At 36.2% G+C, this 17636-nt stretch carries 26 protein-coding genes; 14 read left to right on the forward strand and 12 right to left on the reverse strand.

Going from position 1 to position 17636, the window contains the following annotated elements:
* Positions 1-7: 7 nt before the first annotated feature.
* Positions 8-940 (reverse strand): ectoine hydroxylase, encoded by a 933-nt coding sequence (gene thpD, locus D569_RS0114450; protein WP_018933151.1) that lies wholly within the window; start codon positions 938-940, stop codon positions 8-10.
* Between the two features lie 239 nt (positions 941-1179).
* On the opposite strand from thpD, the gene D569_RS0114455 reads away from it, so the two are divergent.
* From D569_RS0114455 to D569_RS0114465, 3 genes are all read left to right on the forward strand, one after another.
* Positions 1180-1473: a hypothetical protein gene (locus tag D569_RS0114455; RefSeq protein ID WP_018933152.1), complete on the forward strand. Its 294-nt coding sequence runs from the start codon at positions 1180-1182 to the stop codon at positions 1471-1473.
* Between the two features lie 83 nt (positions 1474-1556).
* Positions 1557-2246, forward strand: coding sequence for an NAD(P)H-dependent oxidoreductase (locus D569_RS0114460; protein WP_018933153.1), 690 nt, complete (start codon positions 1557-1559; stop codon positions 2244-2246).
* Positions 2247-2257: 11 nt separating this feature from the next.
* Entirely contained in the window at positions 2258-2443 is a 186-nt protein-coding gene (locus tag D569_RS0114465; protein WP_018933154.1) for a hypothetical protein, read from the forward strand.
* Between the two features lie 46 nt (positions 2444-2489).
* Here the strand turns inward: D569_RS0114465 and D569_RS0114470 are convergent, their stop codons facing one another.
* The 4 genes from D569_RS0114470 to D569_RS0114485 form a co-directional block, all read right to left on the reverse strand.
* Entirely contained in the window at positions 2490-2975 is a 486-nt protein-coding gene (locus D569_RS0114470; protein WP_018933155.1) for a spore coat protein, read from the reverse strand.
* Between the two features lie 106 nt (positions 2976-3081).
* Positions 3082-3612 (reverse strand): DinB family protein, encoded by a 531-nt coding sequence (locus D569_RS0114475; RefSeq protein ID WP_018933156.1) that lies wholly within the window; start codon positions 3610-3612, stop codon positions 3082-3084.
* A 96-nt stretch (positions 3613-3708) separates the two neighbouring features.
* Positions 3709-4443 carry a YqcI/YcgG family protein gene (locus D569_RS0114480; protein WP_051084523.1) on the reverse strand — a complete coding sequence of 245 codons (735 nt, stop codon included), beginning with the start codon at positions 4441-4443 and terminating at the stop codon, positions 3709-3711.
* Positions 4444-4543: 100 nt separating this feature from the next.
* The gene (locus D569_RS0114485) at positions 4544-5047 is read right to left on the reverse strand and encodes a DinB family protein (protein ID WP_018933158.1); all 504 of its coding nucleotides are present in this window, start codon (positions 5045-5047) and stop codon (positions 4544-4546) included.
* Between the two features lie 228 nt (positions 5048-5275).
* Here D569_RS0114485 and D569_RS0114490 point away from each other — a divergent pair, with 228 nt between their 5' ends.
* Positions 5276-5773, forward strand: coding sequence for a hypothetical protein (locus D569_RS0114490; protein ID WP_018933159.1), 498 nt, complete (start codon positions 5276-5278; stop codon positions 5771-5773).
* 95 nt (positions 5774-5868) lie between these two features.
* On the opposite strand, the gene D569_RS0114495 is transcribed toward D569_RS0114490, so the two are convergent.
* The gene (locus D569_RS0114495) at positions 5869-6108 is read right to left on the reverse strand and encodes a hypothetical protein (RefSeq protein WP_018933160.1); all 240 of its coding nucleotides are present in this window, start codon (positions 6106-6108) and stop codon (positions 5869-5871) included.
* A 522-nt stretch (positions 6109-6630) separates the two neighbouring features.
* Here D569_RS0114495 and D569_RS0114505 point away from each other — a divergent pair.
* Positions 6631-8046 carry a glycosyltransferase family protein gene (locus D569_RS0114505; RefSeq protein WP_018933162.1) on the forward strand — a complete coding sequence of 472 codons (1416 nt, stop codon included), beginning with the start codon at positions 6631-6633 and terminating at the stop codon, positions 8044-8046.
* Positions 8047-8091: 45 nt separating this feature from the next.
* Here the strand turns inward: D569_RS0114505 and D569_RS0114510 are convergent, their stop codons facing one another.
* The gene (locus D569_RS0114510) at positions 8092-8379 is read right to left on the reverse strand and encodes a hypothetical protein (RefSeq protein ID WP_018933163.1); all 288 of its coding nucleotides are present in this window, start codon (positions 8377-8379) and stop codon (positions 8092-8094) included.
* A 161-nt stretch (positions 8380-8540) separates the two neighbouring features.
* Between D569_RS0114510 and D569_RS22940 the strand changes: the two genes are divergently transcribed.
* The 3 genes from D569_RS22940 to D569_RS0114525 all read left to right on the forward strand — a co-directional run bounded on the left by D569_RS22940 (position 8541) and on the right by D569_RS0114525 (position 11325).
* Positions 8541-9026 (forward strand): Hsp20/alpha crystallin family protein, encoded by a 486-nt coding sequence (locus D569_RS22940; RefSeq protein WP_018933164.1) that lies wholly within the window; start codon positions 8541-8543, stop codon positions 9024-9026.
* Positions 9027-9227: 201 nt separating this feature from the next.
* Entirely contained in the window at positions 9228-10385 is a 1158-nt protein-coding gene (locus tag D569_RS0114520; RefSeq protein WP_169336446.1) for an agmatinase family protein, read from the forward strand.
* Between the two features lie 106 nt (positions 10386-10491).
* On the forward strand, positions 10492-11325 hold the full coding sequence (locus tag D569_RS0114525; RefSeq protein ID WP_018933166.1) for an ATP-binding cassette domain-containing protein: 834 nt from the start codon (positions 10492-10494) through the stop codon (positions 11323-11325).
* A 44-nt stretch (positions 11326-11369) separates the two neighbouring features.
* Here D569_RS0114525 and D569_RS0114530 read toward each other — a convergent pair whose 3' ends face one another.
* From D569_RS0114530 to D569_RS0114545, 4 genes are all read right to left on the reverse strand, one after another.
* Positions 11370-11864 (reverse strand): troponin, encoded by a 495-nt coding sequence (locus D569_RS0114530; protein WP_018933167.1) that lies wholly within the window; start codon positions 11862-11864, stop codon positions 11370-11372.
* 65 nt (positions 11865-11929) lie between these two features.
* Positions 11930-12106, reverse strand: coding sequence for a hypothetical protein (locus tag D569_RS24405; RefSeq protein WP_018933168.1), 177 nt, complete (start codon positions 12104-12106; stop codon positions 11930-11932).
* Positions 12107-12122: 16 nt separating this feature from the next.
* Complete coding sequence (locus D569_RS0114540) at positions 12123-12344, reverse strand: spore germination protein (RefSeq protein ID WP_018933169.1); 222 nt, start codon at positions 12342-12344, stop codon at positions 12123-12125.
* A gap of 84 nt (positions 12345-12428) precedes the next feature.
* On the reverse strand, positions 12429-12656 hold the full coding sequence (locus tag D569_RS0114545) for a spore germination protein (protein WP_018933170.1): 228 nt from the start codon (positions 12654-12656) through the stop codon (positions 12429-12431).
* Between the two features lie 156 nt (positions 12657-12812).
* Between D569_RS0114545 and D569_RS0114550 the strand changes: the two genes are divergently transcribed.
* The 6 genes from D569_RS0114550 (at position 12813) to D569_RS0114575 (ending at position 17322) form a co-directional block, all read left to right on the forward strand.
* Positions 12813-13121 (forward strand): hypothetical protein, encoded by a 309-nt coding sequence (locus tag D569_RS0114550; RefSeq protein WP_018933171.1) that lies wholly within the window; start codon positions 12813-12815, stop codon positions 13119-13121.
* Positions 13122-13350: 229 nt separating this feature from the next.
* Positions 13351-13992 carry a CbiM family transporter gene (locus D569_RS22945; RefSeq protein WP_018933172.1) on the forward strand — a complete coding sequence of 214 codons (642 nt, stop codon included), beginning with the start codon at positions 13351-13353 and terminating at the stop codon, positions 13990-13992.
* Entirely contained in the window at positions 13982-14413 is a 432-nt protein-coding gene (locus D569_RS0114560) for a hypothetical protein (protein WP_018933173.1), read from the forward strand. The genes D569_RS22945 and D569_RS0114560 overlap by 11 nt, the downstream gene beginning before the upstream one ends.
* Positions 14414-14476: 63 nt before the next feature.
* Positions 14477-15301 carry a DUF4198 domain-containing protein gene (locus tag D569_RS0114565; RefSeq protein WP_018933174.1) on the forward strand — a complete coding sequence of 275 codons (825 nt, stop codon included), beginning with the start codon at positions 14477-14479 and terminating at the stop codon, positions 15299-15301.
* 47 nt (positions 15302-15348) lie between these two features.
* Positions 15349-16065: an energy-coupling factor transporter transmembrane component T family protein gene (locus D569_RS0114570; protein WP_018933175.1), complete on the forward strand. Its 717-nt coding sequence runs from the start codon at positions 15349-15351 to the stop codon at positions 16063-16065.
* A 192-nt stretch (positions 16066-16257) separates the two neighbouring features.
* Positions 16258-17322 carry an LCP family protein gene (locus tag D569_RS0114575; RefSeq protein WP_018933176.1) on the forward strand — a complete coding sequence of 355 codons (1065 nt, stop codon included), beginning with the start codon at positions 16258-16260 and terminating at the stop codon, positions 17320-17322.
* A 79-nt stretch (positions 17323-17401) separates the two neighbouring features.
* On the opposite strand, the gene D569_RS24045 is transcribed toward D569_RS0114575, so the two are convergent.
* A partial coding sequence (locus D569_RS24045; RefSeq protein WP_156822963.1) for an integrase core domain-containing protein occupies positions 17402-17636 on the reverse strand: 235 nt, incomplete at its 5' end.

Raw genomic sequence — 17636 nt, forward strand, 5'->3', positions numbered from 1 at the left:
TCTTGTTTTATTGATGTAATAACACTTTCTTCTTATTAATATCAAAAGGTTTTGGTTTAATCGGCTTAATATTTGTTCGGTTCGCAATAAACTCTGGTCTTGGAGAGATATTTGCGAATGGTTCTACTAGTTTGTTTTCGATACTGTTAAAAACAAAGAACACATTACTACGTGGCATTGGCGAAATATTACTATTAGAACCGTGCATGGTATTAGATTCAAAGAACAATACAGATCCAGCAGGCCCTGTAGCACTATCGATTCTTCCGCCTTTTTCTAATAACCAGTTAATACTATCATGATCTGGCACACCTATATTTTGCATTTTCAAAGATTGTTCGAAATGATTTTCAGGTGTTTCGCCAACACATTGTACAAAGTAACGATGTGAACCTGGAATCAATAATAGTGGACCATTGTAAGAATAATTATCCGTCAAAATAATACTACAACTAACCGCGCGCATGTTAGGCATCCCATCTTCCATATGCCAAGTTTCGAAATCAGAATGCCAATAAAAGTCTTTCCCTTTAAAGCCAGGTTTAAAATTAATTCGAGATTGGTTTATGTAAACCTGGCTTCCTAATAATTGTTGTGCAATTTCAACAATACGTTGATGTGATGATAAATTGTGGAAAAATTCATCATTGTTATGCACATCAAATACGGAGCGGATTTCATCGCCACCAGTTTCTCTCACTACATAAGGTTGGTCAGAAGACTTATTGTCATTCATATTTCGCTTTAATTCTTGTTGTAATACTTTTACCTCATCAAAAGAGAAAAAGTTTTCCATAAATAGATAACCATTTTCTTCGTAAAAATCTAATTCTTTTCGTTGTAAAGGACCATCCTCTTTTGTGGAGTTGTGAATTATCGGATCTTTTCTTTCCAAAATGGAAGGCATGCCTTTGATTCTAGAAGGATATAAATCTTTCATAATTCGATCACTCCTTGTCAGATATTAGATTTTACGGTTACAGTATAATCTTTTAGCACTCACTAAACAACTCTGATAACAATCTCTGTATAATTCTGTGCGACAGTGAAATCCAATCCATCTCAAATACATCTTTCTTACGATATCTTGCCATTTTTTACGGCTTTTATCGTAGTTAGATCTCATTTTGTGAAACGAATACCATGATTTTTACGTAATATTAATAAGGAGGGAGATTTATGTTCTTTCATTTTGTTTTAGTTATCATTATGTTTACAGGAGCTTTCTGCTTATTTAATTGGTTAATGGGATACAAAAAAGGAAACATTATTATTGATTTAGATGATCGTTACATCCAATACAGTGAATATGTCACAGCTATTCAAAGAAAGCTGGAAAGTGAAGGTAGAGATGTGACATACCTAGGTGATAGAAGATTCTCCATCGACGGAAAAAACTATATGTTCATTGAAAGAAATGTTAGTATGGGCGGAGTACCAATGCAAAGGACTATCCTTAAACTAGAAAAATAATTTTTATAAGTGTACAATTGAGTTTTTTTCGTATATAACTGGAATATATAAATAACATAAGCGCAAACGAAAGGAGCGAAATTTTGAAAACCTTACTAATCATATCCCACCCAGACCTTATTGACTCTGGCAGTCAACAATACTTCTTAAACTCGATCAAAAATCAAGATGACATAACCATCCAACATTTAGAAAACTTATACCCAGATGGCAGGATAGATGTAATGAAGGAGCAGGATTTGTTAAAAAGGCATGATCGGATAATTTTTCAGTTTCCTTTTTATTGGTATAGTGGAACACCTTTTTTAAAGAAATGGCAAGATGAAGTTTTAGGAGAAGGTTTTGGTTATGGTACTAGAAAAAAGCCGCTTGCCGGAAAGGAATTTGGATTAGTTATGATGATCGGTGTAGCTGAGAAAGAATACCAGGCAGGTGGTGAAGAACTGTTTACGATAAGTGAACTTACGAAACCATTTCAAGCAATGGCTAATAAATTAGGAATGATTTATCTTAGACCATTGTCCATATTTCAGTTTTTTTATATGGAAGAAGAAGAGAAAATGAATACTTTAATCAAATATTGGCAGATGCTCACAATGGAGAAAGATATTAGTTTAGCTACTCGAGAAAAATGGCTGATCCAACAACTGCAGAATATGACCGAGTCTACAACCGAAACGAATACGATAACATTTGCAATTGAACGAATTCAAGAGAACCGAGACAAAATAGACGAGCTAAAAATGGTACTTGATGATATGTTCCTTGAATAGGAGGCAAAAGAATGACGAAAGAAAATGAATGGATGATCCAACAATTACAACAAATATTTGATCAAACAGATGATTACTACCAGCGCACATTGATAAAGGCAACTCAGGATATTATTGAAGAACAAGAAAAACGAATGGACCAAATGGAAGGCGAAATGGAAGGCACGATTTGGAGTCCCAGAAAATGGAGTGAATAAAGACTTAAACGCTTGGCAAGTTACAATGCCAGCGTTTAAGTCTTTGTTACATCGATAGTGCTTTTTTGGCAAGCGTCATGTCATGTTGTAACAATGCTGCTAAATCATAAGAAGGATAGTGACCATTTTGATACATATAGGAAAAGATTCGTTCGTGACACGTTACAGCTAAATTCATTTGTTTCTTTAACACGTTACGCAAGGCTGGTGTAGCTACTTCTGTAATGGCAATCCCGTAATTTCTTACCGCTGTTTTAGCAAAAGCTAATAAATCCCCGGCATAGAAACTGTCAGAAATACGATAATCACTGGACGGACCAGGATGTGGTGCATAAGGATAAAATTGAAGTAGTTCATTTAAGTTCATTTCCAGTTCTTTTATCGTTTGCAGGTAAATATTCTTCAATGCAGGATCCTGAATATGTTGTAACCCCATTTTCAATTTCATTAAACCAATTGACTGAAACGCAACTAGTTCATGGATTTCCAAGGTTTCGTGCCATGCAAGTGTTTGTTGGTAAGTGTGATCCACTTTGTATCGCTCCTTTTTTTATTATTACCATACAGTGTATGTAAAGGAACTGATTTAGGTACATGGCCAATAAATCTTTCGCCTAGTAAAAAAATTACATTAAATACTAAACTGGAAAATCTTCATTCTGAAAATAGCGTTCTGTTAGTATTTTTAAATGATGAAGCTCATGACCTGCAACAATAAATGCCAATGCTCGTACGGTTACCGAAAAGCCATTTGCATTGCCCCAATTAGTCCAGACATCATCTCGTAAGTTTTTGAGCAGCTGTAAAGTAGCATCTCGAACTGATGCATAATCTTCTAGTAATGTTGTAAGAGAAAAAGCATCAAACATACCTTCTTTGACAAAATCATTTTGATCATGACCGGGGAGCTTTGCTTTTTCCCCTCGTGCTATACAAAAAAGACGATAAGCCATATAACGTTCTGTATCCGCTAAGTGTCCTATTACCTCTTTTATACTCCATTTTTCAGGTCCATAACGAAAATTTGCTTGTTCTGCTGATAAATTGTTCAGTCGCTTCAGCAAATCCTCTCTCTGCATTTGTAAAATATCCATAATATTTCCTTCTGGAACCATGGATACATATGTTGCATAGTAATCAGCATATTCATTAGATTCTGGTCTATTCATTTCGTCCCTCCTCACTTTCTCGACTAGATTCATCAACTTTATTATAATCGTTTTCTGATAACAAAAAAAGTAAATGCAAAGTGTTATTTCTTGCATTTACTTTTTATAATGAAATGGACATTTCGATGAAGTTTGGTTGTTATCTCGTAAAAAATACTGTTTCCATTCAAAATTATCTTCTGCTCCATATGGTTTTAACTCTGGGTGAATCGGGATCGAATCATAGTTTTCTAGTCTATTTCTGACTTGGTTGATGATCTTCTCAGCGTGTTTCGATTTGTTAAATTGTTGAAACACCCACCTTGGGGTAATAGCTAACATCAATGTAGGAAACGCTCTACTATTTCTTTTTTGATGTGCTGGGGTTGCACAATACATGAAATATCTTTCACCATGAAAACTAAATTCCCACATATGGTGATTTGGATCTATCGGGATTTCCCTTGGCCACGCTTTTTTATCATAAACCACGAGTTTACTCAGCTGCTCCCAAAATATATGTTCATATTGCTCGACTGAATAGCTTTCGATAATCTCTTTGGAAATTTTATAAAATACGATCAATGAAGTGTATTTGCCTAGCTCTCTCGAATGTTTCGAATAACTTCGTAATAACTCCCCTAGCTCATGTGTCGTTCGTTCCTCTGTTGGTGACCCAATAAACCCAAATCGAAGTTGATCTAATGTGAATCCAATGGTTGCCGGAATGCAAGGAAAAGGCTGTTCTTTATTTAACATTTTTTCGGTGAACCGGGCAACCATTCTTTTATTCCATGGATCAAGGAAGTCATCCCTTTTTATATCATCTTTTTTGTACCATTTGCTCAACATAATCACCTCACGCCCTATTACATCTTATTCAGCCAAACTACATTTGGGTAAATGTCTATGTAAAATAGGCATTAGCGGAGATGATTATTACTCTTTTACGTTAACGAGGTGGACTTTCGACACCTAATTGAACCCAATCTTCTTTCGGTGGTCCATAAACCCCAAAAGGTTTTATTCCTGCTTGTCGCATAAGAACTGTAACTTGTCCACGATGATGAATAATGTGTTTCATGAGCCCCATTAGAATTTGAGCATTTGTTTCTTCTCTACCAAATGCATTTTGTACCTTTTCCAATGTTTTATCTGTCCATTGTTGTTCAATCACTTCAGCTGCACTAGAACTGACGCTTTTAAACGTTTTCACTATTTCTTTTGCTGAATTGGGAACACTTTCTGCTTTTTTTACTTGATTTATCTCTAACCCAAAATCAGCTAAATAGTCTGGGATACTTGTTGTTAAGTGCCATACAATTCTACCTAAAGTGCGACCTTCTGAATAAACTTGTTGTTTTAACGAATCATCGGTCAAACCCTCCAGCACTTTTTGAGTCAGCATTGCTTCTCGTTTCCATTCATAAATAAAGTCTGCAATTGTTACATACATGTCTATTACCTCCCTTCCTTCATAATGGAATAGTGAATGTCTATCCTAAATATATTATAGAACATACGTTCCTGTTATTCAAGTTTTTTCCTGCCTATCGCTCGAAATACAACTTCAGATTTAAGAAATATTTAAGGATTACCTAATAGGACATTAAGATTCCCCGTATAAAATTGATTTCGGAAACAAGGTAGTTGATTAGAAAATAATTTAGAAGGAGTTTTACTGATGATGAAAAAAATTGCATTTACAGCTATACTTGCACACCTATGGATTCAATGGATTTTGCTTGGAAGCATTTTACTAGATACTTTCATGGTCTATCCGAATATCTTTCATAACATTCCAGAATCATTTGCTATAAGTATGGAGTTCATGGCAGTGGCAAGTCCGCACACTTATTTTCCACCTTTAGGGATGGCAAGTATTTCAACTGGAATAATAGCTGTCATCTTATCATGGAAAGTGAAACCAGCACGTTATTGGGTATTATTCAGTATGCTAATGATAGTGCTGGAAGGCGCCACGTCCATGATTTTTGAATGGCCTCGTAACGAAATCATGTTTATACAAGGAGAAGCGGTTCATTCTGTTGACTTCCTTGTTCAAACTGCCCGAGAATTCTTAATTGTTCACGGATTCCGTGTAGCCTATAATATAATTGGATCTATTTTGATGTTTGTCGGTTTTATGAAGTATTACAAGCAACAGCTTTTTTATAAGTGAAATAACGGACGATTTGCACCGTGTAAAATTAAAATCATTAAAAAAGCACATTAGTTAAGTATTAATCAATACACTAATGTGTTTTTCCTTTTGAACTATAACCCTCGTTTAAATGAAATAGCTCGGTACATAAGAGCTGCATCTCTACCGATTTTATCTCTTCGTTGTATATATTGCTGTAGTCTCTTCAAGAATATCTCATCACAATGCTGATGAGATCGGTGTTTTCGGTAACAATCATCATGTTGCATGCAAAAAACATCTAATCGATTTAATGGCATGCCTGGTCCACTACAGCCTGGACCACAATATCGGTAACCGGGTAAACATGGCATTGGATACCGTCCCCCTTTATTTCTCGGACCTTGTCATATTATATGTTCCGTTTCCTAGTCACGAAAAGGATAGCTATCATAGGGAAAAAGTGGATTTATCATCGTGTGAAGACTGAAAGTTAGAAGGAAGGAGAGGATTCCTTCCTTCTTCCATGCTAATGAGTGATTCATTTTATAATGGATTACCTCGTGAAGGAGATTTACCTCTTCCTCTTTTTTGCTTATCAGGCATTTTTTCATCCGGATTTGTAGGTGCATAATTAGGTTTTTCTTTTTTGCGTTGTTTGGACATTTCTTTCCCTCCATGATGATAATTGACTACTCTTATAGTAACCGGAACTAGCCTATTTATACTGATACATCCCTGAATAGTAGGCCTTTATTTTCACTGATTTTAATGATTGGAATATAAATAAGAATAAATATTATGCCAGCAGTGTGAACTTTGAGGACTATGCTTAACTTTCCGTTTGCGGGATTCTTTATAGTTAAGCAAACCTGCTATAGAAAAGGGGATTAGGAATGAATACTTATGAAAAGAATTATTGGACGGTTTACCTTGACTTTCTGGATGACTTTGCTGAATTAGAATACAAAGGCTACTCACTAGCTTATCTTTTCCACTATGGCAGTTTAATCAGAAACAACAAGAAATTGCTCAAGTCTTTACATGATCCTGCATACACTAGCTCTCTTAAAAATACAGTAAATGACTTATCTGATATTCAGCAAACATTCGATAAGAAGAAAGCAACCATACAAATACCTTTTCAAAAAAAGGAGAATGGCAAAATCCTCTTGCACGATGTATATGACCTTTTACGATTTCCAAATGAAACCTTCTATCATTATTTTGACAAAAGGAAGACTTTGATCGTACAAGATACTATTCCACAAAGGAAAGAGAAATCATACCTTGTTGGATTGCAAGGTTATTCAATCCAAACCTTTGATAACTACAAAAGTGATATGAAAGCTCCGATCAACAAGCTAAAAAAGAAAGCTCAAGTCATCTTATCAAAGCAGCCTAATCATTTGGTCTATGATGATCCAACCTTTAGAAGTAGATTTTTTATGCAAATAGCTAAAATAGTTAACCGTGTAGAAGAAGCAGCAAATTTATTTAGAAAAGTTCCAATATCTACCATCATTGTCCCTTCCACACATTACCCGGAAAGTCGGACATTAGTTTTTGTTGCAGCAGGATACGGGATTCCGACTATTTGTATGCAGCACGGAATAATTGGCAAAGAATTCGGTTATATCCCAAAAATTGCAGATGTTGATGCTGTTTATGGACCGTATGATATAAATTGGTACCATAACAATGGAGTAGACAAAGAAGGTTTAGAAATCATCGGCCATCCGCGATTTGATTTAATTAAACAAGTACCTAAATTACGACAGGAAGAAGTAAAACAAAATCTTGCCATTGATCCAACAAAGAAAACTATACTACTAATTATCCGTGGTCAACTACTCTTAGAAGAATGGACTGCTTTCCTTGATCAAATACGTACTAATGATAACGTAAATGTTATTATCAAAGATTTTAAATATAAAAAAAACCACCCTCTTCAGGATGCCCATTCCTTTGTCTATTCTTCCAAAGGGTACCATCACTATGACCTTTTCAGCATAGCGGATGTGGTAGTTTCTTATCCTTCCACAGTAGCGTTGGAAGCTATGTTGGCAAAAAAACCTGTATTTATATTAGGTGAATCCTCTCCTGGTTACACCGGTTATTATGACGATATGGGAAAACTTATACAGGATGATCCAAAGCAACTATCCACATTAGTCTCAGATTTTTTTACCAATAAAGAATTGCAGTCTTATATGGACAAAACAATTAGTGCATTTTTATCACAAAGCTATATCAATAAAACTCCTTCTGGTCAGCGGTTAATGCGTTTAATTGATAAACTTTCAACATAGGAACAAGTTTAAACAGAATTAGATTATCTTGCTTAATGGATCGCTTTACTTATCTTCTCGAAGTGCTTTATAATAATTCTCTTGTGTAGGAACGGAGCTTCTCTCTATACATTTTTCGATTAAGTTACGTAAGCGAACATTTTGCTGAAACATTTGCTCATTTACTTCTTGCAAATAGGTCATTTTAGTTAGATCAGGTGCAGATTGTTGTTGCCGGGAATCTAGCGTTTTTTTTATCGTTATATCTAGTTCTGCTTGAAGACTTCGAATAGCACGCTTCAAATGCTCATGTTCTTTTTCTAACTGAACAACACGTTGCTCCAACTTTTCCATTTTATTGTACTCCTTTTTACATTTTATCTATGTACCTTGCAATATATGCTGTTCTAAATTGATATATGATCTAAGCCATCTTACTATATTTTTTTCGTATACAAGCACAATTTCCTTTTTCTCCATTAAACTAAAAATAGGTGGGGAAAGGAGCGGTGAGAGTGAATAAATATTGGCCGAAAAAGTGGAATGAAAAACTGCCTAACTTTCTTGGTGAGGATTTTTTCTCAAGCTTCGATTTCTTAGAAGACGAAGAAAATGGTAATAACAATACTAACAACAATAACAATGAACAGATGCTGAAAAATACTGGTTCAAGCATAAAGGTCAATATTTGCGAATCAGAAAATGAGCTATTATGTATTTTTCGGGTACCTGGACTGAACTTAGAAGATGTTGAGATAGATGTCTACGATAAAACATTAGAAATTACTGGCACAGTTGGTGTAGATCATAAAGGCTTTAGCCCGATCCATATGGAACTTTATCAAGGACCAGTCATACGAAAAGTACAATTACCTTATCCAGCATATCACGATAAAGTAGAAGCTTATTATCATCATGGCTATTTATATGTTTTGTTACACAGACTTATTCGCTCTAAAGAGACAAAGCAAAAACTAGATGTTCAAGATTTAGAAGAATAAAGTCATTATCTCGATTTTAATGAATATAATGAAACGATGATGACACCCACATAAAGTGAGCTTCCCTCAGTGGACTTTTGTCCACCACTGAGGGTTAGTGAAACTTATCATGGTGTTCCCCACTTTGCTTCTTCGATTTGCTTGAACCTTAAAGTGGGGGATTAGCACCGTGATAAAGTTATTTGACTAACAGGAGGTGTTGTGTTGGGTTTCTTCGATAACCACGGATTAAGTTTCAGGCAGAAAAAAGCATTAGAAAGTGACCGAACTACCGATTTATTAGGGATTGAGAGTGCAGAAAAAGAAGCAAAAATCCCTGAAATTGAAAAAGAAAAAGAAATCAAGCGCTCCTTGGAGTACGGATTGGAAGGTGCTCCTTCGATCGAGGATCGTACTATTTCAACCTTTTCAAGAGAAGCAAGACCACCCCAAGGGGGGATCCCTACTTTTTTACGGACACCCTTTTTGGAAGATGTTCGACGTGTAGGGGAATACGATGTAGCCTTTATGGGAATTCCGTTTGATATCGGAACAACTTATCGAGCAGGTACTCGATTTGGTCCTGAAGCAATTAGACGTATTTCCAAATTGTATACGCCCTACAGTTATGAAAAAGGTGTAGATTTACAAGAATCTTTGAAAATGTGTGATGTTGGCGATGTATTTACAATAGCAAACATTGAAAAAAGTTTTGACCAGATTTATAGAGCGGTATCTCACGTCTTTGCTCAAGGAACATTACCAGTTATGTTAGGCGGTGACCATTCCATCGGATATCCTTGCTTACGGGCAATAGCCGATAATGTTGATGGAAAAGTCGGCATTATCCACATGGATCGCCATTTAGACCTTCAAGAGAAAGATATGGATGAGAGAATGCATACCACCCCTTGGTTTCATGCCACTAACATTCCAAATGCACCACCGTCAAACCTTGTTCAAGTTGGAATTGGTGGATGGCAAGTCCCAAGAGAAGCTGTCAAAAATGTACGGAAATTTGATACAACAGTAATCACAATGGGAGATATCGAAAGGTTAGGCGTCGATAGAGTAGCGGACATTGCCTTAGAGAAGGCATGGTGTGGAGCAAGTGCTGTCTACTTTAGTGTAGATATTGATTCCTTTGATAGTGGCTTTGTTCCTGGAACAGGCTGGCCAGAGCCGGGTGGATTTCTTCCACGAGAGGGATTACAATTTATCGATCGAGTCGCAAGTCAAGGGATCTGTGGATTAGAGCTCGTAGAAGTGTCTCCACCTTATGATGTTAGTGACCAAACAGCATTGCTAGGAACTCGTGTAATTGCTGATGTACTCGCTGCAATGGTAAGAGAAGGAAAAATAGGAAAGCAATTTGCTTAAATTCACCACTTCTCTTCATATATCCATTTATTGGAGGAGTCCGTTACTTATAAGGACTCCTTTTTCGTATCCTGTAAATTATTGATAAAATTAGGTAGGTGAAAAAATGAATGCAATAGAAATTAGTAATGTTACGTATTGTTATGAGAGTGGCATTGAAGCATTGAAAAACCTCAGCCTACAAATACCAGTTGGATCGAAGGTGGCGCTTTTAGGACCGAACGGCGCTGGTAAATCTACACTGTTACACCATTTAAATGGTTTGAAGCTCCCCGATAAAGGGTCCATAAAAATCATGGGTGATATCATCACAAAACAGAATGCTCCACTCATTCGGAGAAAAGTCGGATTAGTTTTTCAGGATCCAGATGATCAAGTCTTTTCGGGAACAGTATGGGATGATGTTGCTTTTGGGCCGCGTAATTTACAATTGACTGAAGCAGAAATTGAAGAGGTATGTCACGCCGCATTAGGAAATGTTGGCATGTTGGAATATAAGCACACACCTCCATATCAATTAAGCTACGGACAAAAAAAACGAGTGGCTATTGCCGGAATACTGGCAATGAAGCCTGATATCGTGATATTAGATGAGCCCATGGCTTTTTTGGATCCTGTTGGACAAGATGAAGTAGCTGGTTTGCTACAGGGGTTAAATTATATGGGAAAAACAATCTTATTATCAACACATGATGTAAATTTTGCTGCATCTTGGGCTGATATGGTCGTACTGTTAAAAGAAGGGGAGCTATTAGTGGCGGGAGATACAAATCTATTAATTAATGAAACCTATATAAAAGAAGCCAACCTGCATTTACCTATTATTGCACGAACCTTTAAAATGGTACCAGAGTTTGCGGATCATCTCCCTATAAATGAACAGGATGCTTACCGGATATTATTTAAATGGTTTAATGAAAAGGACAAGTATATTTATTAAACGAACAGACAGTTAGTAGCACTGTCACTATTTAATTGCCCATGCTAGTCATTTGATTCACTGGAATTAGGTTGATTTTGGGCACCTTCCTCCCCTTCTGCATTTTGTTGTTGCATCATATTATTTTCAAATTGCTCTGTGTTCATATCATTAAAAAATACCGGCTCCTGTTCACTTAGTAGTTCTTGTAACTCTTCAGCATCGCTTAATGCACTTAAACCAACTAGTAAGGAGCCTGACAATTCTTGCACATTTAAATCTTGAATTTTATTATTGACGTTTTCTACTGTTATAGATTTTTTATTCGCTAATTCTTCTTTAATTTGTTTATTTTCTTCTTCTAACTGATTTAGTTTCTCATAGATTTTATTTAATTGATCCATCAGTTCATCAGTAGAAATCGCTGGTGCATTTACATGAGGGGGATACCCATAATTTTTTTGCTGATTAGGTTGTGCATAGGGTAAAAAATAGGGTGTATAATGATAGTTATTATTCCTATATGGATTTCCATAATAAGAATTCCATTGATCACTCATCGTATCTCTCCTTGAATCACATTGTTATACATCATCATGTCCTAATGTTGTTGTAACTAGATTTCTTACTCTTCTGCATCTATCTCTTCTTGATTAAATTCCTTTTCCTGATAATGCTCCTTTGGCAATCTGATTAATTGGGACTTATTATGAGCAAAAAACACTTTTCCTATATTTAGGGAACCTAAATTACTAATTGAGTTAACGTTTATATTTTTGATATTTATTTTCAGGTCCATCACTTGTCAGCCTTTCACCTTAAACTTGTTGCTGGGGTTGATCCACTACGTCCGAATCAAAGGCATAGTTTTTATTTTCAAAACGTAATGGACTGTTATTGGCATCTCCTGCCTGATAATATCCGACATTCATTTTGATGTTAGCTTGTTGATTGGTATGCCAAACATTTCCGAAATTAACCGAGCCATTACTCATAATTGTATTTATTCGAATACCAAAGATGTTATTCGTGTGACCCATCTAATTCCCCCTTGCCATCCAACTATACATGACATTATTCTCCTCCGTCTTTTGAAGGTAGCAGGAGTATACATTCTTCTGATTCTATATTTGCGCTTGCGCTTGATCGGTTACATCTGGATCATTAGAAAAATTGGAATTATTAAATTGCAATGGACTAAAATTCGCATCCCCTGGTTGCCAGTAACCTGCATTCATTTTCATATTGGCTTGATGCCCTTTATGCAGAGCATTCCCATAGTTTAGTGAAGCATTATTTGTCATGCCATTTATTCTAATACCAAAAATATTGTTTATATGTGTTGGAATCATAAGCACCACCCTGAAATGGATTTATCATTACAATATTTTATTCAAGCTAAGTTAAAGTGTGAAGAGAAAGACCAAGCTTAAGATATCTGTTTTCAATCGCAAAAAATCTTTTTATGAATACAGATATAAAGAAACTATATATAAGGAGGAAATAACATGTATTATTATCCACCAAATATGCCTTCAAACTATTCCGCGTCGCCGTACCAGTATCCAACATCACAGACGCCAGCATGGGGTACGAACGTAAACCAGTCATATCAAAGTCATCAGATGATGGATCAACATCATTTAGAATCTAAGAAAGGTAATATTTGTGCTTATGCCCCAAGTGATCCAGTACAATACAATAAATTGCACTTTCAACACCATCCATCAGATGATTATAAGGTACCCCATCCTAAAGGCTGGTTGCACACCATGCATAGTGAGCAACAACTAGGGCCATACGTACCATATAGATAAGGGTAGCAACGCTTGGAAGTCTCCAAGCGTTTTTTCCTCATTAGAAAAGCTAGTCACTGCTTATCACTTCTCAAATTTGAATTGTTTTATATTTAATTCCCTAATCATATTGTTCCATCTTAAATAATATAGTTAGTTGAATCCATTTTTACAGATGAATAATGAAGTTTCCGCTTTTGCTGTTCCATAAAGTGATTGATCTGGAAAATTATATGGTGGAAAGGTTTGGATGATTGCAATGCACGTAGCAGATGGTGTATTAAGTGTTTCTGTAGCTATTGCGACAACAGCGGGTGCAGCAGTGGTTCTCTCTTATGCATTGAAAGGTACTTCTGAAGAAGAAATACCTAAAATCAGCTTATTATCTGGTGCTTTTTTTGTTGCATCATTAATTAATATTCCAGTAGGTCCTACCTCAGTTCACCCATTATTAGGTGGATTCCTTGGCTTAGTTTTAGGCAGGCGTGCACCGTTAGCAGTTTTTGTTGGCCTCATCTTGCAGACTTTGTTATTCCAACATGGCGGTATCAGTACATTTGGAGCAAATTTCTTATTAATGTCGATTCCAGCACTCATGATGCATTGGTTGTTTAGAAAGTGGAAATCGCCCTCCACCTTTTGGAAAGGAGCTATCGCTGGTTTTACAGCTGTTGGTATCGGTGTCGCCTTGTTAGTTCTACTTTTATTGTTGTCTGACGCTCGTTATGGTAGTGGCTTTTTCTCTGTTACACAGATGGTGTTACTCGCATATTTCCCTCTTGCATTATTAGAAGCAACACTTACCGCTTTTGCTATTAAACATCTAGCATCTGTAAGACCTCATCTTCTTGACCATTTAACCAATCAAGGAGTGGATAAGGATGCGAAATAGAAAGCTTTTCATTGTCATTGTTGGCTGTTGTCTGTTCATTAATTTGTTCATAAGTCCTCAAACCTCAAATGCCCACCGATTAATGATTAAGCAAGAAAACGATGGTGTTATTCATGTGTATTATGATGATGGCACACCAGGAGCTCTTTCTGTTGTTACAGCTTATGATTCACGTGGAAATAAACTATTTGAGAAAACCGTAAACGAAGACGGTTCTTTAATATATGATACAGAGTTAAATATACACCGTTTTGTTGCTGATGATGGTCTTGGGCACCGGGCATCAACTTTACATTCGGAATCTGATCATTCTAACGAAATACCAGTTTTTATCCGTGCGATGGCAGGTATTGCGATTCTATTATTTATTGCAGCATTATTTTTCTATCGAGTAAAACGCGCTGAAAATAAAAAGCAATAATTTTAAGACGATTTTCTGGTTTGGTGAGATTGGATTTTAATCATAAAATATGGAGGATTTGAAATGAAAAAGGTATTGTTCAGTTTCTTTTTTTTACTAGTTTGTTTTTGCTTTTTTGTTCCTACCGTCTCCGCACATGAATTATATTTAGATGTAGAAGAGTTTTCCGACAGCGAGGAATTAAGAGTTGATGTGAAGTGGGGACACATTCGAGATTATGTAAGTGAAGCGAGTCATGAAGACTATGAACTGTTCGTCCGCTATCCTAACGGAGAAGAAGAACAGCTTGAGTTGGAAGCAGCTGGTGTCAATGCAAGAGCATATGTACCCATCATCGAGGAAGGGGACTACATATTTTGGGCGGAACGAGTGTTAGGTACATATACACCAGAAGATGAGGACACCACCCAATTAAGCAGTCACATGGCGAAAATCGTTCACCACGTTGGTAATGGTAGTTCTCAGGTAGATTCTCCAATCGGTTTAGAATTGGAACTTGTCCCAACTATTGATGTTGCCGACTTTTCTACTGGCAGCTTAGAAGGTTATGTTGTGTTAGATAACGAGGAAGTGGCCGAAGTGCATGTAACAGCATACGGACCAGAGCATGAAGTATTGGAACAAACAACAGATCAAGACGGTAGATTTTCATTTGATATAGAATCATCTGGTGAATGGTTAGTGAAAGCTAATCTAATCCTAGAAGAAGATGGCGAAATTGATGGAGAGGAATATGACGTAACTAGCCATACATCAACATTGCTTTTAGATACAAAGGAAGAACAGCAAACAAGCGCAAATATCGGGTCCCTCTTTATTATGCTTGTCATTGGTTTGCTCAGCGGATCAGCGGCAACTTTATTTGTTGTGGCAAAAAGAAGTAAGTAAAAATGTTATATCCGTATATTCTGACTATGTGATGGGAAGGTATCGCTATGATGAATTCGCAAGCTTCAGTACAAGTACCCAATTGGGCTGCAAATTGGGAAGCACGAACAAAGATAGTTGCCGCGATTATTTATATTTTTGGAGTTATTAGCTTAACCCAGATCTCATTTACCGCTGTCGCTTATCTATCGTCACTTCTTGTCCTATTAGTAATGAGAATATCTATCAAACTTTTGCTTCAGCGTTACCTGATTATTACCCCTTTTTTATTGCTAATGACCATTCCAATGCTATGGCAACCAGAGACTAGCAACGCAATATTTGTTGGATTAATCATAACCAAGGCTTTTACGTCGATGACAGTTATCACGATTGTCTTGGAATCTCAATCACTTGATCAATTGATTAATGGATTAGCAGGATTGCATATACCTCCAAAGCTATTAACCATATTAATCTTATCTTATCGTTATGTATTTATGTTCCTCGATGACATTCAGCGAATGTTGACAGCTGCTAAGTCTCGTTTTTTTCGAGGTAGTATTCGGATCAGCAAATTAAGAGTGTATGGTCAGCTAATGGCTGGGCTGCTTGTAAAGGCAATTGAACGCTCTGAAAATATGTATAAAGCTATGGCGTCCCGCGGATTTGAAGGAGCGATTCCTTTTACACCATCTAATAAAATTACGAGTAAGGATATCATAAAAACTGGTATCTCTATCACAATAATTTGCTCCATTATTATTCTGGAAAATATAAACTGAACACTCCTAAGATCAGCGCCTAAACAATTAATAGCGACTAAAAAATAATCCAAATGATTCGATATTATTTGACTAAATTAATAAATACCTGTAACTTTTTAGATGGTGATTCGTCAAATTAGGTGGAATAGTTATCAACACATTACTAATTTTTTTAGTAGAATAATAGACAATAAAGGTGAGGTATTTATTTTGAGTGAACGAAGAACAGACAGAAAAAATAGAAAAAAATCAAGCAAGTGGAAAAAACGAATATTATGGATTATTTTATTAATCATCATTGCCATTATTGGCTATGGTATTTATTTATTTGTGAACGTTTATGATGCAACTAAAGATGCTCATGAAGAAATAGATCGACCGGATGGAAAATCAGAAAAAAGAGAAACAGATGTTACAATTGGAGACGACCCTTTTTCGATATTATTAATTGGTGTGGAAGATTACGAAACAGATGGTAAGAATGGTCGTGCAGATACACAAATTGTTGTGACCATTAATCCAAATACAGATCAAATGACAATGACAACCGTCCCACGTGATACAAGAATCGAATTTACAGCAGAAGAAGCCGGACAATATGCCGGCTACCATAAAATAAATGCAGCCTATACGTATGGCTCTATTTTTGACTATGGTGCCAATAAGTTGACGGTCGAAAAGGTAGAACAATTGCTTGATATTCCCATTGATGAATATGTCACAGTAAACTTTGATGGATTTAGAGATATTGTGGACACACTTGGCGGCGTTACAGTTGATATAAAAGAGCCGTTCTGGGAAAAGAATTTCTATGTAGGTGGAGAGAAAATCTACTTTGAAGAAGGATTAAGCAAATTAAATGGTGAAGAAGCATTAGCATTTGTCCGAATGAGAAAACGAGATGTAAATGACATATACTCTCGTGATGAGAGACAGCGTCAATTTATCCAGGCTGCTATTGATGAAGCTATTTCAGCAGATTCATTGTTTAAAGTAGGTGAAATCACCAATATTTTAGGAGAAAATGTAACTACAAGCTTGAGTGCAAGCGAAATTTTCAATTTACAGAAAGCCTATTCTTCGATGAATACTTCGAATATTAAAACGTATGAAATAGAAGGTGAAGATCAACGAATTGATGGCACTTACTACTTCCTACCTACAGAAGAAGGATTGCTTAAAGCATCGCAACAGTTGAAACAGGAATTAGAATTGGAAGAAGAGAATACAAACGATTATTCTGTGGAGAATAATCAGGATATGGAATTGGAATAAGTAAAACGATTCTGAGCATAATAAAAACCCTTGTTGTTGATTTTGAACTGACCCAGTAAAACGGGACAAGAAAAAACACCTATGCTGCCATAGTCCTGAATTCAACAGGACTGTGGCAGTTTAGTTTTGTAAACGGTCGTATATAGTTGTAATAATACATGTAAGATTGCACTTTTTCTAGTACAATAGAGTTTGTAAGGTGCACTCTATTTTGAGTGTTGAATTCTTCCGACTTTAGCGAGGAGTGGAAGGATTCGATTACGGCATTATCAAAGCAGTTTCCTTTTCGGGACATGCTTGTGGTAATGCCTTTT

It is taken from the genome of Gracilibacillus lacisalsi DSM 19029 (genome assembly GCF_000377765.1).
GTDB lineage: Bacteria > Bacillota > Bacilli > Bacillales > Amphibacillaceae > Gracilibacillus > Gracilibacillus lacisalsi.

What these genes read in the sequence shown, in the direction of transcription:
- D569_RS0114510 (WP_018933163.1), bottom strand. Translation starts at nt 8,379, where the DNA reads ATGGAAAAGTTGGAGCAACGTGTTGTTCAGTTAGAAAAAGAACATGAG.
- D569_RS0114560 (WP_018933173.1), top strand. Translation starts at nt 13,982, where the DNA reads ATGCGAAATAGAAAGCTTTTCATTGTCATTGTTGGCTGTTGTCTGTTC.
- D569_RS0114530 (WP_018933167.1), bottom strand. Translation starts at nt 11,864, where the DNA reads ATGAGTGATCAATGGAATTCTTATTATGGAAATCCATATAGGAATAAT.
- D569_RS0114490 (WP_018933159.1), top strand. Translation starts at nt 5,276, where the DNA reads ATGATGAAAAAAATTGCATTTACAGCTATACTTGCACACCTATGGATT.
- D569_RS0114545 (WP_018933170.1), bottom strand. Translation starts at nt 12,656, where the DNA reads ATGATTCCAACACATATAAACAATATTTTTGGTATTAGAATAAATGGC.
- D569_RS0114475 (WP_018933156.1), bottom strand. Translation starts at nt 3,612, where the DNA reads ATGAATAGACCAGAATCTAATGAATATGCTGATTACTATGCAACATAT.
- D569_RS0114455 (WP_018933152.1), top strand. Translation starts at nt 1,180, where the DNA reads ATGTTCTTTCATTTTGTTTTAGTTATCATTATGTTTACAGGAGCTTTC.
- D569_RS0114565 (WP_018933174.1), top strand. Translation starts at nt 14,477, where the DNA reads ATGAAAAAGGTATTGTTCAGTTTCTTTTTTTTACTAGTTTGTTTTTGC.
- D569_RS0114480 (WP_051084523.1), bottom strand. Translation starts at nt 4,443, where the DNA reads ATGTTGAGCAAATGGTACAAAAAAGATGATATAAAAAGGGATGACTTC.
- D569_RS0114550 (WP_018933171.1), top strand. Translation starts at nt 12,813, where the DNA reads ATGTATTATTATCCACCAAATATGCCTTCAAACTATTCCGCGTCGCCG.
- D569_RS0114570 (WP_018933175.1), top strand. Translation starts at nt 15,349, where the DNA reads ATGATGAATTCGCAAGCTTCAGTACAAGTACCCAATTGGGCTGCAAAT.
- D569_RS0114505 (WP_018933162.1), top strand. Translation starts at nt 6,631, where the DNA reads ATGAATACTTATGAAAAGAATTATTGGACGGTTTACCTTGACTTTCTG.
- D569_RS22945 (WP_018933172.1), top strand. Translation starts at nt 13,351, where the DNA reads ATGATTGCAATGCACGTAGCAGATGGTGTATTAAGTGTTTCTGTAGCT.
- D569_RS0114485 (WP_018933158.1), bottom strand. Translation starts at nt 5,047, where the DNA reads ATGTATGTAACAATTGCAGACTTTATTTATGAATGGAAACGAGAAGCA.
- D569_RS0114525 (WP_018933166.1), top strand. Translation starts at nt 10,492, where the DNA reads ATGAATGCAATAGAAATTAGTAATGTTACGTATTGTTATGAGAGTGGC.
- D569_RS0114495 (WP_018933160.1), bottom strand. Translation starts at nt 6,108, where the DNA reads ATGCCATGTTTACCCGGTTACCGATATTGTGGTCCAGGCTGTAGTGGA.
- D569_RS0114465 (WP_018933154.1), top strand. Translation starts at nt 2,258, where the DNA reads ATGACGAAAGAAAATGAATGGATGATCCAACAATTACAACAAATATTT.
- thpD (WP_018933151.1), bottom strand. Translation starts at nt 940, where the DNA reads ATGAAAGATTTATATCCTTCTAGAATCAAAGGCATGCCTTCCATTTTG.
- D569_RS0114540 (WP_018933169.1), bottom strand. Translation starts at nt 12,344, where the DNA reads ATGGGTCACACGAATAACATCTTTGGTATTCGAATAAATACAATTATG.